Annotated in this window: 15 protein-coding genes and 2 other RNA genes; 12 read left to right on the top strand and 5 right to left on the bottom strand. The window is 33.3% G+C overall.

Annotated elements, in window-relative coordinates; genetic code table 11:
- Positions 1-499: 499 nt before the first annotated feature.
- Entirely contained in the window at positions 500-1804 is a 1305-nt protein-coding gene (locus tag wVul_RS06115) for a bifunctional folylpolyglutamate synthase/dihydrofolate synthase (RefSeq protein WP_047759587.1), read from the bottom strand.
- Positions 1801-2385 carry an MlaC/ttg2D family ABC transporter substrate-binding protein gene (locus wVul_RS06110; RefSeq protein ID WP_179943864.1) on the bottom strand — a complete coding sequence of 195 codons (585 nt, stop codon included), beginning with the start codon at positions 2383-2385 and terminating at the stop codon, positions 1801-1803. The genes wVul_RS06115 and wVul_RS06110 overlap by 4 nt, the downstream gene beginning before the upstream one ends.
- 115 nt (positions 2386-2500) lie before the next feature.
- Here wVul_RS06110 and ssrS point away from each other — a divergent pair.
- From ssrS to wVul_RS06100, 3 genes are all read left to right on the top strand, one after another.
- Positions 2501-2662, top strand: a non-coding RNA gene (ssrS, locus tag wVul_RS09000) — 6S RNA.
- A gap of 17 nt (positions 2663-2679) precedes the next feature.
- The gene (locus wVul_RS06105; RefSeq protein ID WP_047759586.1) at positions 2680-3141 is read left to right on the top strand and encodes a type II toxin-antitoxin system RatA family toxin; all 462 of its coding nucleotides are present in this window, start codon (positions 2680-2682) and stop codon (positions 3139-3141) included.
- A 14-nt stretch (positions 3142-3155) separates the two neighbouring features.
- Positions 3156-3887 (top strand): thioredoxin domain-containing protein, encoded by a 732-nt coding sequence (locus tag wVul_RS06100; protein WP_047759585.1) that lies wholly within the window; start codon positions 3156-3158, stop codon positions 3885-3887.
- Between the two features lie 28 nt (positions 3888-3915).
- Here the strand turns inward: wVul_RS06100 and wVul_RS06095 are convergent, their stop codons facing one another.
- A complete protein-coding gene (locus wVul_RS06095; RefSeq protein ID WP_047759584.1) occupies positions 3916-4194 on the bottom strand; it encodes a DUF2671 domain-containing protein in 279 nt (92 codons plus the stop codon).
- 251 nt (positions 4195-4445) lie between these two features.
- Between wVul_RS06095 and wVul_RS06090 the strand changes: the two genes are divergently transcribed.
- Complete coding sequence (locus wVul_RS06090; protein ID WP_047759583.1) at positions 4446-5093, top strand: O-methyltransferase; 648 nt, start codon at positions 4446-4448, stop codon at positions 5091-5093.
- Between the two features lies 1 nt (position 5094).
- On the opposite strand, the gene wVul_RS06085 is transcribed toward wVul_RS06090, so the two are convergent.
- A complete protein-coding gene (locus wVul_RS06085) occupies positions 5095-5748 on the bottom strand; it encodes a glutathione S-transferase family protein (RefSeq protein ID WP_047759582.1) in 654 nt (217 codons plus the stop codon).
- A gap of 349 nt (positions 5749-6097) precedes the next feature.
- Here wVul_RS06085 and ffs point away from each other — a divergent pair.
- The 7 genes from ffs to dnaN all read left to right on the top strand — a co-directional run bounded on the left by ffs (position 6098) and on the right by dnaN (position 12032).
- Positions 6098-6196: signal recognition particle sRNA small type (gene ffs / locus wVul_RS08995), an RNA gene on the top strand.
- Positions 6197-6212: 16 nt separating this feature from the next.
- Complete coding sequence (dnaX, locus tag wVul_RS06080; RefSeq protein WP_047759581.1) at positions 6213-7688, top strand: DNA polymerase III subunit gamma/tau; 1476 nt, start codon at positions 6213-6215, stop codon at positions 7686-7688.
- Positions 7689-7709: 21 nt separating this feature from the next.
- Positions 7710-8024 carry a YbaB/EbfC family nucleoid-associated protein gene (locus wVul_RS06075; protein WP_019236840.1) on the top strand — a complete coding sequence of 105 codons (315 nt, stop codon included), beginning with the start codon at positions 7710-7712 and terminating at the stop codon, positions 8022-8024.
- Positions 8025-8365: 341 nt separating this feature from the next.
- On the top strand, positions 8366-9091 hold the full coding sequence (locus wVul_RS06070; RefSeq protein ID WP_047759580.1) for a P44/Msp2 family outer membrane protein: 726 nt from the start codon (positions 8366-8368) through the stop codon (positions 9089-9091).
- Between the two features lie 294 nt (positions 9092-9385).
- Positions 9386-10279: an RNA polymerase factor sigma-32 gene (locus wVul_RS06065; protein WP_047759579.1), complete on the top strand. Its 894-nt coding sequence runs from the start codon at positions 9386-9388 to the stop codon at positions 10277-10279.
- Positions 10272-10769, top strand: a complete 498-nt coding sequence (locus tag wVul_RS06060) for an invasion associated locus B family protein (RefSeq protein WP_047759578.1) — start codon at positions 10272-10274, stop codon at positions 10767-10769. The genes wVul_RS06065 and wVul_RS06060 overlap by 8 nt, the downstream gene beginning before the upstream one ends.
- Before the next feature lie 111 nt (positions 10770-10880).
- Entirely contained in the window at positions 10881-12032 is a 1152-nt protein-coding gene (gene dnaN, locus wVul_RS06055; RefSeq protein ID WP_047759577.1) for a DNA polymerase III subunit beta, read from the top strand.
- Position 12033: 1 nt separating this feature from the next.
- On the opposite strand, the gene truA is transcribed toward dnaN, so the two are convergent.
- The gene (gene truA / locus wVul_RS06050; protein ID WP_047759576.1) at positions 12034-12771 is read right to left on the bottom strand and encodes a tRNA pseudouridine(38-40) synthase TruA; all 738 of its coding nucleotides are present in this window, start codon (positions 12769-12771) and stop codon (positions 12034-12036) included.
- A gap of 119 nt (positions 12772-12890) precedes the next feature.
- On the opposite strand from truA, the gene recA reads away from it, so the two are divergent.
- Positions 12891-13958 carry a recombinase RecA gene (gene recA / locus wVul_RS06045; protein WP_047759575.1) on the top strand — a complete coding sequence of 356 codons (1068 nt, stop codon included), beginning with the start codon at positions 12891-12893 and terminating at the stop codon, positions 13956-13958.
- Positions 13959-13965 lie beyond the last annotated feature (7 nt).

Below are 13965 nucleotides of genomic sequence, written 5' to 3'. Positions count from 1 at the left end.
CCAATAGCAGTAGTTTTTTTTTGCTCCCTTTTAGCAGAATTTGTTTTGAATCCAGCTATCGCGAGCATTTATATTAGAAATGGAAAAGAGTTTAATAAGCAGACTAATATTTTATTGTTGTTTAACTTTGACCAAGAATGCGAAGATTTTTCAGAAAGCGATAGGACTAAATTAAAGTGGCTAAAAAATTCATTTATTTTGAGCAACATAATCTGTACATCTTTAATGTTCTTCGGTGTGGGATTAGATTTAGTTGCCAATGGCTTTGGTATAACTAACTCTATGATGTTATCCGGCTTATTACTTTCATTACCATTCACGCTTTTAATTGTTGCTTTACCTGTTTTAAATGCTGCAAGTAATTATATTCTCAAAAAGACAACTATAAATTTAATTGAGGAGCAATTTAAAGGTGATGGTCAGTTTATAGAAGTTGATAACGAAAAGCCAAGCAGTACTATGAGCAATCAAAGTTATTTTCCCATCGGTCAGTTAAGTCTCACATATCATTAAAGTTAGTATTCTCCATAGCGAAGTCTCTGGCTAGAAATAACGAGCCACAGATCAGTATGGTTTTGATGTTTTGGATAGAGGCTTTTAATATGTGATTTAATATTGCATCGCCGATTGATTCACATTCAATAGCGTTTACTCCTATATTATTAGCTCCTTCTCTAATAGAACTTGTATTTGTTGCTTTAGGCTCAGATTTAACACAAACTGCGCATAATAGTTTGATATATGGCTTTAAGTGCTCTAAGAACTCTGCCACGTTTCTGTTGCGAGTGACACCAAAAATCACATAAACACCTTCAGCAAAATTGTCTCTTATCCACTGAGCTAACACTCTGGCACCATCGTTGTTGTGTGCACCATCTAGAAATAATTGCCAATCTTTTGGTAATAAAGAAATTAAATTACCTTTTTTTATAGACTCTAGCCGCGCAGGCCAATAAGTGCGCTGTAAACCTGAAGCAATGTCCTCTTTTCCAATATCAAATCCATATTTTCCACTTAAAATGCTACATGCTACAATGGCAGTTCCTGCATTGATTATTTGGTGATCACCCTTTAAAGATGGCAGAGAAAATTCTATTGATTGAATAGCTGATTGAAAGACCATTCTGTTATTCTGTTTTTCGCAATTCCATTCAAGCCCTCCTCTGTACAGAGGAGATCTCTTATTTATTGCATGGTGTTCTAGCGTATTTATTATAGATTTCTCTTGTGGCGCTATTACGCAAGGAACATTAGGTTTCATTATTCCAGCTTTTTCACTTGCTATAATCTCCACAGTAGGACCAAGATATTCTGTATGATCAAGGGCAATGGCAGTGATAATTGTTAAAATCGGATTATCTATAACATTTGTTGCATCAAGCCTTCCACCCATACCTACTTCAACTAAACTAATATCAGCTTTATGACGAGAAAAAGCTAAGAGAGCTGCAATTGTTGTAGCTTCAAATAGAGTAATAGATTGCTTTCCAATTGCGATGCGACATTCTTCTAACAAATTATATAATTCATTGTCGTCGATATGGCTGCCTGCAACAACTATTCTCTCATTAAAATTCACTAAATGCGGAGAAGTGTATGCATGAACCTTATATCCTGCTGCTTGCATTATATATCTTATAAACGATAGTGTCGATCCTTTACCATTAGTTCCAGCTATGTGAATTATTGGCGGTATTTTTTTCTCAGGATTGCCTAATCTATTGAGAAAGCTTTTTATGCGGTCAAGAGAAAAATCCTTTGGTCTACTGCCAAGCGGCTTAGGCCAATGAGGCATGTACATCATGGATTATTGTTACATTTTAATTCGTCTATTACACTTGCCATGCCATGCGTGTCGATTTTTTCACTAAATTGAGAACGTTGATTAATGGCAATACTTATCCCACTCATTATAACATCGTTTATTAAGAAAGAACTATCACTTTTAGTAACTTTAAAGTCAATATTTGTAAATTCCTCATCACCATAAGAAAGTCTTGTTCCTATCAGACAGGTTTCATTGTCAACTGCTTTTGTACTCATTATGATCATTTCACTATTATTTATGTATTTATACAAGATTTTAGCGCACAAACGCGTGAGATATACTTCATATTCTTTTAGAAAATTTTCTTTTTCTCTCTGAGTAGCCAATTTCCAATATTTCCCTATGACAAATCGAGATATTCCTTTGAGGTTAACGTTATTCTGAATGATCTCCCGAAGCTTTTCGTGTACATGCTCTAGATTTTTTCTGTTTCCTTTCATAGATGTGCTGTCTACTTGCTGCTTCATGACAAGCACAAAAGTTTTGTGACCTATGCAATTAGCGTAAGCGCTTGAATAGGTTACAATAAAAATAATTAAGAATTTAATAATGTTCATAAGATATATTTATTAGCTATGATACTAAAAATGCAAAATTTAACAAAGGCAAAATAATAATCGCTAGCTTTAATATATCTATAGACATACTCTATATAAGTAATCTATAATTAATGGGGGTCTGTGCTATACGTTATGAGTTAAGTTAAATTTCCCGAGCGATAATTTCTGATCAAGGGGATTGCCTCTGTTAATTTCATTGAAATTAGTACGTGATACCCACTTTAACTTTAGGTCTCAGGAATCTACTAAGACTGACGGTAGATACGGATCCCATTTTCATTATTCAGGTTTATGTTATACCAATATAAAGAACAAGGTATCTTTTTCTGTTCATCTCATGAGATATTTCAAGTTGTAATTGACGTTGAGAAGTATCCTGATTTTGTTCCTTGGTGCAAAGCTGTTTATATAAAGGAAAAAACTGATAGCCAAATGATTGTGGATCTCCTCGCAGCTTTTCATGGTATTAAAGGAAGCTACACATCAGGAGTGACCTTCCTTTCTCCAAGTGGAACAAATGAAAGTTGGATAAAAGCTGTGTCATCAAATGGAATATTTAGACATTTATACAACGAATGGAAATTCACTCCTATGAACGAAAATAAAACTATGGTAGAGTTTTATATAGAGTTTGAGTTTAAATCCAACTCATTTTCCACTTTACTAAAATCAGTATATAAGTATACACAAAGCAAAATAATTTCTGCATTCAAAGACAGAGTGGAAAGCGTTACCGAGAAAAAGTTATCTTGACATTATTTATATAAATGCATTATTTTTTTAATAAGTTAAGTGTTTCTATTGTAATGATTTTTAGATTATTGTTTTTACTAATTTTTATAAGTGTTAGTTCTTATGGAGCTATTGAACAAAACTTACCCAATACTCAAAACACTGATGAAATAACACCAAAAGAACTACTATCACTATTGCCTGATGATAAATTATTAGGAGATCCAAAAGCACCAATTTTAATGATAGAATACGCTTCACTCACTTGTTATCACTGTTCTCTTTTTCATAAGAAAGTTTTTCCTAAAATCAAAGAGAAATACATAGACACAGGTAAGATGTTATATGTATTTCGTCATTTCCCTTTAGATTATAGAGGTTTAAAGGCTGCAATGCTGAGTCATTGCTATGAAAAACAAGAAGACTACTTTAATTTCAACAAAGCTGTTTTTAATGCAATAGACTCGTGGAACTACTACAATTTCAGTGACTTAACTGTACTACAAAGAATTGCTTCACTAAGCAATTTGAAGCAAGATGCATTTAACCAATGCATTAATGATAAAAAAATGATGGACAAAATTATAAATGATAAATTACTGGCAATTGATAAACTTGGTATCACGGCTACTCCAATATTTATCATCAAGCTTAACGATGATAAATATTATGTAGAGAATAGTAAAATCAAACATGAAGGATATAAAGAGCTAAAATACTTCACTAACGTAATAAATGAATTATATGGAAAAGCTATAGTGAAATAGTACCACTGCAGCTTATCACATAAAGACTCTATACTGAATCATTGCTTTTTGCCGCTGTTTGTTGCTTTTTACGCTCAAACTCTCTTTTTTTACTGTGCCAAGCATAGTAATACATGGCAATTTTATTCTCTATTAATACTATCGTTCCATCATAAAATTGGACCATATCCATAACTTTTTTCTGAGCTTCGTTAAAGCGTTCTTTGTACTTCTCGCGGTAAGCTGGATTGTATAGTAATCTCACCCCTTCATTATTATTAGACTTTTTGTTTAACGTTTCAACTTCATTAGCAATGTTATAAGACATATAACCCCCTCTAATTGATTATAAAAAATTACATTTTAAGAGAGATGTGAATAAACAACTCCTTAATTCTAGTATAACAATTGATTATTATACTAGTTAACCATAGTAAAATATATAATAATTTTTGTCACTTAAAATTTTACTTTATAAAATAACAACTTAAAATAAAAGTTTTTATTATTTTAAACTATATTATTATATCTACAAATCTTGTATAGATTGAACCTCCCTAATTTATATTATAAAACTTAATGCGTCATAACTTTAGCACAAAATCGTTGTACATAAGAAACTTATTTGCAAAAGAGTATAAAAAAATAGAAGAATATTGTACTCTTGAGAAGGGGCAACGTATTCAAATTACTCCTGAAGAAGGAAAGTTACTCAGTTTATTTATCAAAATTCATAAAATCAAAAGTATTGTTGAAATTGGCACGTTATATGGTTATTCGTCAATTTGTATGGTAAAGGCTCTATCAGAAGACGGTCATATATATACAATAGAAAATAATCCTCAGCATTGCAAAATAGCAAAAAAAAATTTTAGTATTTTTAATCTGAGTGACAAAATTTCTTTAATAGAAGGCAATGCATTGGAAAAACTTAATGAATTGTCAGCAAAAGCACCTTTTGATATGATATTCATCGATGCTGATAAAGTTAGTTATCCTAAATATTTAGATTGGGCAGAGCTATACATTAAACAAGATGGGCTGATTGTTGCAGATAATACTCTATTGTTTAACACAGTATTCTTAGAATCCCCTCCAAAAAGAGTGTCAGAGAAGTCATGGCATGCTATGAGAGAGTTTAATGATAGATTGTCAGATGAAAAGAAATATTTCTCTATATTGATTCCGACTGATGAAGGAATGACTGTAGCTTTAAAGCTAACGTAAGTTAAAAATCAAGATCAGCATAATGTTTAGGAGGAGTTAAGCCAAAAACTCTCTCTAATAATATTTCGCGAAAGCAAGGCCTTGATTTAACAATGGAGTACCATTCTTTTAAAATCTTACTTTTTTCCCATGGAAAACTATTTACGTAGTCTATTATAGAAATATGCGATGCTAAGGTAATATCGGCCAAAGTGAACTTATCGGTTGCAAGCCAAATATTTTTGCTAATTAAGTATTCAATGTATTCTATATGGTAAGATAGGTTATGTTGAGCTGCATGAAGAAACCTAGAGTCAGGGCTGCGGTTAATTATCACTTTCTCGTTTATGACATATTTAGTAACTTCATTATAAAATTTATTGTCAAACCAGTTAATTAAAGCACGTGTTTTAGACTTAATAACAGTAGAAGAGTCGAGCAGTTTGATGTTGCTGCTATAAGTCTCCTCTAAATATTCACAAATAGCGTTACTATCTGCTATAATAAGGTTGTTATCCATAAGCACTGGTACCTGTCCAGTTGGATTAATCTTCATGAATTCATTCCGCTTCTCCCATGGATTTTCGTATACCAAATCGCAACTCAGCTTTTTCTCCTTGAGAAGAGCTCTAACTTTTCGTGAAAACGGACAAAGAGGAAAATGATACAAAATCATAATATTCCTCTTTTGTTGTCCCAGTATCTATAGGTTGTCATGCAAGTAGCTGACACTGAAATCCAGCTTATTTCATTATAGACATTATTTTTAACATGTACTCCTAGAATCCATTGTCCATTGCATAATTTCCAAATATTTTTATACTTGGATCCCAGTGTCACGCACTGGGATGACATAAATAAACGCTGAAATGGCATAAATAAACATTGGAGCGACAATCTTATAATAACTTGCATAACAACTAACTTTTTGTTTATTTGAAAGTAACAGTGTACGAAATTTAATATATCAAGCTATCGAGCTGATATAGAATATACCTTGCTAAATAAAAAAAAAAGTATAACCTTTTATAAGGTATGCAGGCAAAAATTCTGTAACTTGGTCAGATCAGAAATGAAGCAACCATATCAGAACCTTTTTGGGTTGCATACCTATTTGTACTATTTGTTTTATTCTAGGCTATGAACATAGCATTAAAATATCGTCCTAGTAGCTTTAAAGATTTAGTAGGTCAAGATATATTAGTGCGTATACTAGAAAACGCTTTTACTCTCAACAAAATTCCACAATCTATACTGCTTTCTGGCAGTAGTGGGATTGGTAAAACTACCACTGCAAGAATAATAGCTTTGTGTTTAAACTGTTCATTGGGGCCAACTTTTGAACCTTGTGGATTATGTGCGAATTGTCTGGCGATAAAAAATTCAAGTCATCCAGATGTAGTTGAAATCGATGCAGCAAGTCACACTAGCATTGAGGACGTGAGAGTGATTTTAGGGGATATTTGCTATTTACCGATAAGTTCTAAATTCAAAGTTTACATTATAGATGAAGTACACATGTTATCTAGTAGTGCATTTAATGCATTACTTAAAACTCTAGAAGAACCACCATCTAGCGTAAAGTTTATTCTGGCAACTACAGAAATAAAAAAGATACCAATAACTATTATTGCACGTTGTCAAAGGTTTGACTTACATAACATTCCTGCAGCTAAGATAGTGGGGCGTTTAAATGATATTGCACAAAGAGAAAATTATTTTATTGAAAAAGAAGCATCGGAATTAATTGCTCACCACTGTAGTAATTCAATGCGTAACGCTTTATTTTTGATGAATCAAGCAGTGCTATATAGCAAAGATGGTACAATATCCACTCAAAGTGTTACAGACATACTTGGTCTAGTAGATAGAAACGTTATATTTGATCTGCTGGAAGCAGTATTAGATAGTGATTTACAGAAGGCTTTGTCAGTATTCGACAACGCGGTAAAGACAGCAAATTCACTCAATATTTTTGAAGATCTGCTGCAAACAATCCAGTTAGTGTGCCGTTTTTTAATTACAAAAGAGATTGATACAGAATGTGAGAAGAGCAGAGTAAAAGACTTGAGTACAAAGAAGTCTTTAATATTTTTTTCGAGATTGTGGAAGGTGTTGCTTAAAAGTATTCAAGATATAAAAGTTTCAACATGCAATGAGGTTGCTGCTGAAATGATGTTAATTAGCCTTTGTTATCTTTCCGATTTACCTTCTCCGGAACAGGTGATCAAGAAAGTTCTTTCGCAGAGTATACAGCAGGGAAATACGCGTAATATAGGAAATAAACAGCAACAAAATTATGATTTTGACAAGGTTTTGCAATTATTAAGGCAGAGTAACCAAATTTATCTTTACAAACAACTGTGTAGTAATCTACAATTAATAGATTGTAAACCTGGGTATTTAAAATTAAAAGCTGTATCTAAGTTGAATAGCAATTTTTGTAATGATTTGAAAAATTACTTAAATCAAGCTACTAAGCAGGAGTGGGTTATTATAGTTGATACGAGTTATATGAACAGGGAAGTGAGCAATTTAAATTATGCACCTGCAGTTAAGGGTATACTGGATACGTTTAAAGGTGCAAAGGTGGTTAATGTAGAGAATAAGGAGTGAGTTGTGGATTTTAGTCAAATAATGAAGCAAGCGCAGGAAATGCAAAAGAAGCTTGCGGAAGCTCAAGAAAAATATATTGGAAAAGAGTTTCAAGGTATTTCTGGTGGTGGTAAAGTTTCTGTATTAGTGGAAGTTATAAAAATAGGTAGCTATAAAGCTAAAAAGGTAAATATAGACTTAGAGCTTATGAGAAATGAAGAAAAAGATATAGTAGAAGATTTAGTGACAGCAGCGTTTAATGATGCTATTAAAAAAGCAGAAGAGGATATGGCAAATGCAACTTCTGATCTTGCAGGTATGATGGGTTTACCACCTGGATTTAAACTTCCTTTTTAAATCTGTATTACTGAAATTTCTCTTGATGTAATGACTAAGTATTTTCTTTTTACTATTTCTAGTGCTAATGTATTCTTAATATAGCATATTTGCATTACTGCATGAACATGAAGCAAGTTACAGTGGTAAAAACAAAGCAGAAGATAAAAAGACTAGTGAAGTGAAAACCAAGAACGAAAAAAGTCATATAATCCTGTTTATTTATTAATAAAGCCTTTGTATTCTTCTGAAAAGAAGTTAAGATATAGAATATTTTGTGTTATTAAGTTAGCACTTGACTTAACTTTAGTTATCATTTAGACTGCTAAAGTGGAATTTTAATTTTTTTAACGAGGGCAATTATGCATTATAAAAAGTTTTTTTCAGCAGCTGCTTTAGTGACGTTGCTAAGCCTATCAAACTCTGCTTTTTCATCAGATCCTATTGGTCCAATAAGTGATGAAGAAACTAGCTACTACGTTCGTTTGCAATATAATGGTGAAGTTTTACCTTTTAAAACAAAGATTGATGGTATTGAGTATAAAAAAAATAACGACGCTCAAGATCCTTTAAAAGCATCTTTTATGGCTGGTAGTGGTGCATTTGGTTATAAAATGGATGACATCAGAGTTGATGTTGAGGGACTTTACTCACAACTAAACAAAAACGACGTTAGTGGTGCAGCATTTACTCCAGTAACTGTTGCAGACAGTGTGACAGCGTTTTCAGGATTAGTTAATGTTTATTATGATGTAGCAATCGAAGATATGCCTATCACTCCATACGTTGGTGTTGGTGTTGGTGCAGCATATGTAAGCAATCCTTTAGCAACAAAAGTTGCTGGTGATAAAGACTCTGGATTTGGTTTTGCTTATCAAGCGAAAGCTGGTGTCAGTTATGACGTAACTCCAGAAATCAAACTTTACGCTGGCGCTCGCTATTTTGGTTCTTATGGCGCTAACTTTGATGGAACAAAACAAGATCCTGCACATCCTGATGATCTAGAGAAAAAGGTTACTGATAAAGGCGCACACAAAGTTTTTTACAGTACTATTGGTGCAGAAGCTGGAGTAGCGTTTAATTTTTAGTCTATCTCAGTCTTGTTATCCCAGTGGGTTTTTCTTGTCATTCAAGTAGCATGACACTGGGATCTAGAAAAAAGAAATGTGAATTCCAGTGTTTGAACACTGGAATGACACATTGTTTATTTAAATTATAGCGTTTATTGTTACGCGCTAGTAATTTTAATCAGGTAGCTGATGTTGAAGTGTATTGTTGCTAAGATTTCAATTGGATGGAAAGTTGTGCTTTTTTTAATTAAAGCTTGAATTTCTCACTAAAAATCAATATATTATATACATGGAGTTTTAATTTAAGTTATTATGTTGACCCCAGTAGCGAATTTATATGTTAATAGTAGCACTAATCTTATGCAATATATTGCTGAAGTGCGAAAATTTCCTATGCTTTCCCAAGAAGAGGAAGTGCGATTAGCAAAAAATTGGCAAGAACATAAGGATATTTCTTCTGCTCACAAGTTGATTACCAGCCATTTGAATTTAGTAGTAAAAATTGCAATGAAATTTAAGAACTACGGGCTATTGTTGATGGACTTGTTCATGGAAGGAAATATGGGTTTAATGCATGCAGTGAAAAAGTTTAATCCTGACTTGGGATTTCGTTTTTCAACTTATGCAGTATGGTGGATTGAAGCTTCAATAAAAGACTTTATATTGAAATCTTGGTCACTTGTGAAAATAGGTACAACGCAAGCGCAAAGGAGATTATTTTTTAGTTTACGTAAAATGAAAAAAAGAATTTTACAATACACAAACAGAGAAACTTTGAGTAACGAAGAAATAAAAGCAATATCAAGTGAGCTTTCTGTATCTGAAGAAGATGTTGTACAAATGAACTATCGTTTAGCTTGTAAGGATCAGTCGTTAAATAATTGTATAAAAATAGGTGACGACTCTAAAAAGGAGTTACAAGATATGATTCCGTGTAATTTAGTCAGTCAAGAAGTAGCTTACCAGAATCATGAAGAAAAGGCATTAAAAGAAACAATTTTAAGCAATGCATTGACAACTCTTAACGAAAGATCAAGAGACATTTTTATTAGCAGATATTTGTCTGAGAGTACTCAAACTTTGGACGAGCTTAGCAAAAAATATTGTGTTTCAAGAGAAAGAATAAGACAGTTGGCTGAGCAAGCGATGAGTAAGGTAAAACAACATATAAAATCAGAGAGTTTGAAACTTGGTTTACATGCGTAGTCTTTTCGTATTTCTAATATTTTTTTCAATAGGCACCTTTGCATCGGTTAGTAACGTACAACTGAACGAAAAATATAAAGATTGGTTTGTGTATACTGCATTGGAAGATGGTGAAAAAGTGTGTTACATTGTATCCTACCCTAAGAAAAAAAGTGAACATTATACAGCCGATCGCAAACCGTATGTAATGATCAGTTACGTTGATAAAAAAGCAGATGAGGTAAGCGTCACTTCTGGCTTTCAATATAATAAGGAGCCTGTAATTCTCAATATTGATAAAAAAGCTAAATATCAATTGCCGATAATACAGGGAAGTCTTGCGTGGTCAGATAATACAAAAACGGACCAAGATTTGATTCTAAGAATGAAGCAGGGATTATCAATGATAGTTAATGGAAAAGTAAAAACAGCAAATGTTGATGATACTTATTCCTTGCTTGGGTTTCAAAAAGCGTACCAAAAAATGCATGATTTATGCCATACAAAGTAAATTATTGATCACTAAAGTATAATATAGGCTGTTTTGTCTCTCAGACAAAAATATGGATATCACTTTACATAGAATATGAATATCATTTAAAATATATTTTTGAGAATTAATATGTCAGAAATTGCAGATGTAGGAATCAAAGAACAAAGTACTGTGTGTGAACAAATGCGTTTTAGTGTAAGTCGTGCAAGTCTTTTAAGCACGTTATCGAAAGTAAGTGGAGTGGTTGAAAGGCGCAACGCGATAGATGTTTTGGCATGTATAAATATCAAAGCACAGTATGGCAGCATAAAACTGAAGGCTACTGATCTTGATATTTCAGTATTTGCCTCACTTGCTGCAGATGTATCAACTGAAGGAGAAGTGAAAATCTCAGCACATACTTTATATGACATAGTGAAGAAGTTGCCAACTGATTTGGATGTCAATTTCGAAATGAATAATCAAGGAAAATTATTGATATCCTGTGGAAATGCAAATTTTTCTTTACCGAATGTAGTTTCAAATAACTTTCCTGTCCTTGAAGAAGATGGTCATCGATACAATTTCACTCTACTAAGTGCAGATTTGGTAGACTTATTGACTAAAACAAGGTTTGCTGTGTCGCTAGATGATACAAGGTATAATTTAAATGGGATATATATACATACAGATGAGCAATTTCTGTACTGCGTTGCAACTGATGGCCACCGTTTATCACGTATGAAGAGCCATAAGCCTAAAGATATCAACGGCGAATTTGGTGTGATCATTCCACGTAAAACTATCATGGAACTGTTGAAAGTATTGGGTGATTGTAATGAGGTTAATGTAAAACTTTCAGATAGAAAAATCAAATTTGCATGTGGTGAGTATATTCTAATATCAAAACTGATAGATGGGACTTTTCCAGATTATAAAGCCGTTATCCCAACGTCTCAAGACAAACAAATGATTGTTGAGAGTAGTAAGCTTGCTAGTGTTATAGATCGAGTTTCTGTTGTTGTGTCCGATAAAATAAAATCCATTAAATTTTCATTGCAAAAGAATTTATTAACTCTACATTCAAACTCCCAAGAGTGTAGTGATGCAACTGAGTCTATAGAGGTGGATTACGATGGAGCTCTTGTGGAAGTAGGATTTAATTCTCGTTATTTGCTTGATGTTTTATCCTGTATAAAAAATAAGTGTAAATTTAGCTTGTCAGATGGTAATAGTGCTACAATTATCACTGATGAAGATGATTCAAGCGCACTATATATAGTGATGCCAATGAGGACTTAAGCTAGTAATCTATCTTTACTAAGTATAAGCCGCAAGGTGGTGCAGTGATTCCAGCAGCGTTTCTTTTACATTGACTTAATATATTTAGCATTTCTTGTGGATTAGTTCTGTTTTTTCCAAATTCAACTAAAGTGCCAACAATGATCCTCACTTGGTTATGTAAAAAGGAAATAGCAGATATTTTGATGTGTATATGACTTCCATTTTGTACTATATCAATATCATCGATTGTTCTGACCGGATTTGTAGCTTGACAATCTTTTGAGCGGAAGCTTGAAAGATTATGTTTTCCAAGCAGGTGTCTAGCAGCTTCACGCATGATGTTTACGTCAAGTGGGTTAAATACTTGCCACACATAACCGATTTCCAGAGCTGCAGGAGCGTAGCGATTAATTATTCTATATTCATAATATCTTTTTTTTGCTGAGAAGCGTGCATGAAATGCATCATCTGCAACTTCTGCACCAAGCACAACTATAGGAATCGCTTTTAAGTGATAGTTTATTCCATTTCTTATTCTGTAAAGCTCAAATTGCCTTTCCATATCAAAATGAGCAACTTGCCCCAAAGCATGAACCCCTGAGTCAGTTCTGCCACCACAATTCAAAGTGACTTTCTCACCGCTAAAATTAAATATAGCGTTTTCTATGGTCTCCTGAATTGAGTTAGCAGGGTGTTGTTGCTTCTGCCAACCAGAGAAACCACTACCATTGTATTCTATCGTTATTTTGTATCGCACTACAAAGTCTATCTATCTTAATATAATTTAGGTCACTAACGTTCTTCGTTATTAAAAAACCCTTGGCAGATTGTTCGCGTTCAATTACCATGGAGATTATACAAGTTAATAAATGATCCATGGCAAACAACCCAGAAGAAAGAAATAATGATAAGCAAAAAGCACTAGATAATGCAATAAGTCAAATTGAAAAAGCATTCGGTAAAGGTGCAATAATGAAGCTGAAGCAAAACCCTGTAGAAAAAATAGACACGATATCCACAGGGTCGATTGCACTTGATTCAGCTCTGGGTGTTGGGGGACTGCCAAAAGGACGTATAATTGAGATATTTGGCCCTGAGAGTTCTGGTAAAACCACCCTTGCTTTACATGTAATTGCTGAAGCACAGAAAAAAGGAGGATTATGTGCATTTATTGATGCGGAGCATGCGTTGGATGTTATATATGCTCGTAAACTTGGGGTGAATACCGATGATTTAGTGATTTCACAACCAGACACTGGAGAACAAGCGTTGCATATTGTTGAGTATTTAGTATGTTCTGGTGCAGTTGATGTAATAGTTATTGACTCTGTTGCAGCATTAACTCCAAGAGCTGAAATTGAAGGGGATATGGGCGATCAGCACATGGGATTGCAAGCAAGACTTCTAAGTCATGGGCTCAGGAAGCTAACCTCTGCAGTTTCAAAAGCAAACTGTATATTGATATTTATTAACCAAATTCGTATGAAAATAGGAGTAGTATATGGAAACCCTGAAACTACCACCGGTGGAAATGCGTTAAAATTCTATACTTCTATAAGACTTGATATAAGGAAAGTTGGTGCAATAAAGGATAAAGAGAATATCACGGGTAATGAAACGAGAGTTAAAGTTGTAAAAAATAAAGTTGCTCCTCCATTTAGAGAAGCAAAATTTGATATAATGTACAATGAAGGCATATCAAAACTTGGAGAAATAATAGATATAGGAGCAAAACTTGGTGTGCTTGAAAAGGCAGGTGCTTATTATTCATATAACAATACGCGTCTTGGGCAAGGAAGGGAAAATGTAAAAAATTACCTTAAGGCAAACAAAGAAATTGCATATGAAATAGAAACAAAAATCAGGGATTTATTTAAAAATCACGATGATTCTATCGCAATAGAAGAGGAACACGAACAACTTCTAGAAGAATCAGTATTCTAATTTAGAT

It is taken from the genome of Wolbachia endosymbiont of Armadillidium vulgare str. wVulC, assembly GCF_001027565.1.
Taxonomy (GTDB): Bacteria; Pseudomonadota; Alphaproteobacteria; order Rickettsiales; family Anaplasmataceae; genus Wolbachia.
Note: the sequence above shows the minus strand (reverse complement) of the source record. Positions and strands in the feature narration are given on the sequence as shown.

What these genes read in the sequence shown, in the direction of transcription:
- wVul_RS06115 (WP_047759587.1), bottom strand. Translation starts at nt 1,804, where the DNA reads ATGATGTACATGCCTCATTGGCCTAAGCCGCTTGGCAGTAGACCAAAG.
- wVul_RS06110 (WP_179943864.1), bottom strand. Translation starts at nt 2,385, where the DNA reads ATGAACATTATTAAATTCTTAATTATTTTTATTGTAACCTATTCAAGC.
- wVul_RS06105 (WP_047759586.1), top strand. Translation starts at nt 2,680, where the DNA reads ATGTTATACCAATATAAAGAACAAGGTATCTTTTTCTGTTCATCTCAT.
- wVul_RS06100 (WP_047759585.1), top strand. Translation starts at nt 3,156, where the DNA reads ATGCATTATTTTTTTAATAAGTTAAGTGTTTCTATTGTAATGATTTTT.
- wVul_RS06095 (WP_047759584.1), bottom strand. Translation starts at nt 4,194, where the DNA reads ATGTCTTATAACATTGCTAATGAAGTTGAAACGTTAAACAAAAAGTCT.
- wVul_RS06090 (WP_047759583.1), top strand. Translation starts at nt 4,446, where the DNA reads ATGCGTCATAACTTTAGCACAAAATCGTTGTACATAAGAAACTTATTT.
- wVul_RS06085 (WP_047759582.1), bottom strand. Translation starts at nt 5,748, where the DNA reads ATGATTTTGTATCATTTTCCTCTTTGTCCGTTTTCACGAAAAGTTAGA.
- dnaX (WP_047759581.1), top strand. Translation starts at nt 6,213, where the DNA reads ATGAACATAGCATTAAAATATCGTCCTAGTAGCTTTAAAGATTTAGTA.
- wVul_RS06075 (WP_019236840.1), top strand. Translation starts at nt 7,710, where the DNA reads ATGAAGCAAGCGCAGGAAATGCAAAAGAAGCTTGCGGAAGCTCAAGAA.
- wVul_RS06070 (WP_047759580.1), top strand. Translation starts at nt 8,366, where the DNA reads ATGCATTATAAAAAGTTTTTTTCAGCAGCTGCTTTAGTGACGTTGCTA.
- wVul_RS06065 (WP_047759579.1), top strand. Translation starts at nt 9,386, where the DNA reads ATGTTGACCCCAGTAGCGAATTTATATGTTAATAGTAGCACTAATCTT.
- wVul_RS06060 (WP_047759578.1), top strand. Translation starts at nt 10,272, where the DNA reads ATGCGTAGTCTTTTCGTATTTCTAATATTTTTTTCAATAGGCACCTTT.
- dnaN (WP_047759577.1), top strand. Translation starts at nt 10,881, where the DNA reads ATGTCAGAAATTGCAGATGTAGGAATCAAAGAACAAAGTACTGTGTGT.
- recA (WP_047759575.1), top strand. Translation starts at nt 12,891, where the DNA reads ATGGCAAACAACCCAGAAGAAAGAAATAATGATAAGCAAAAAGCACTA.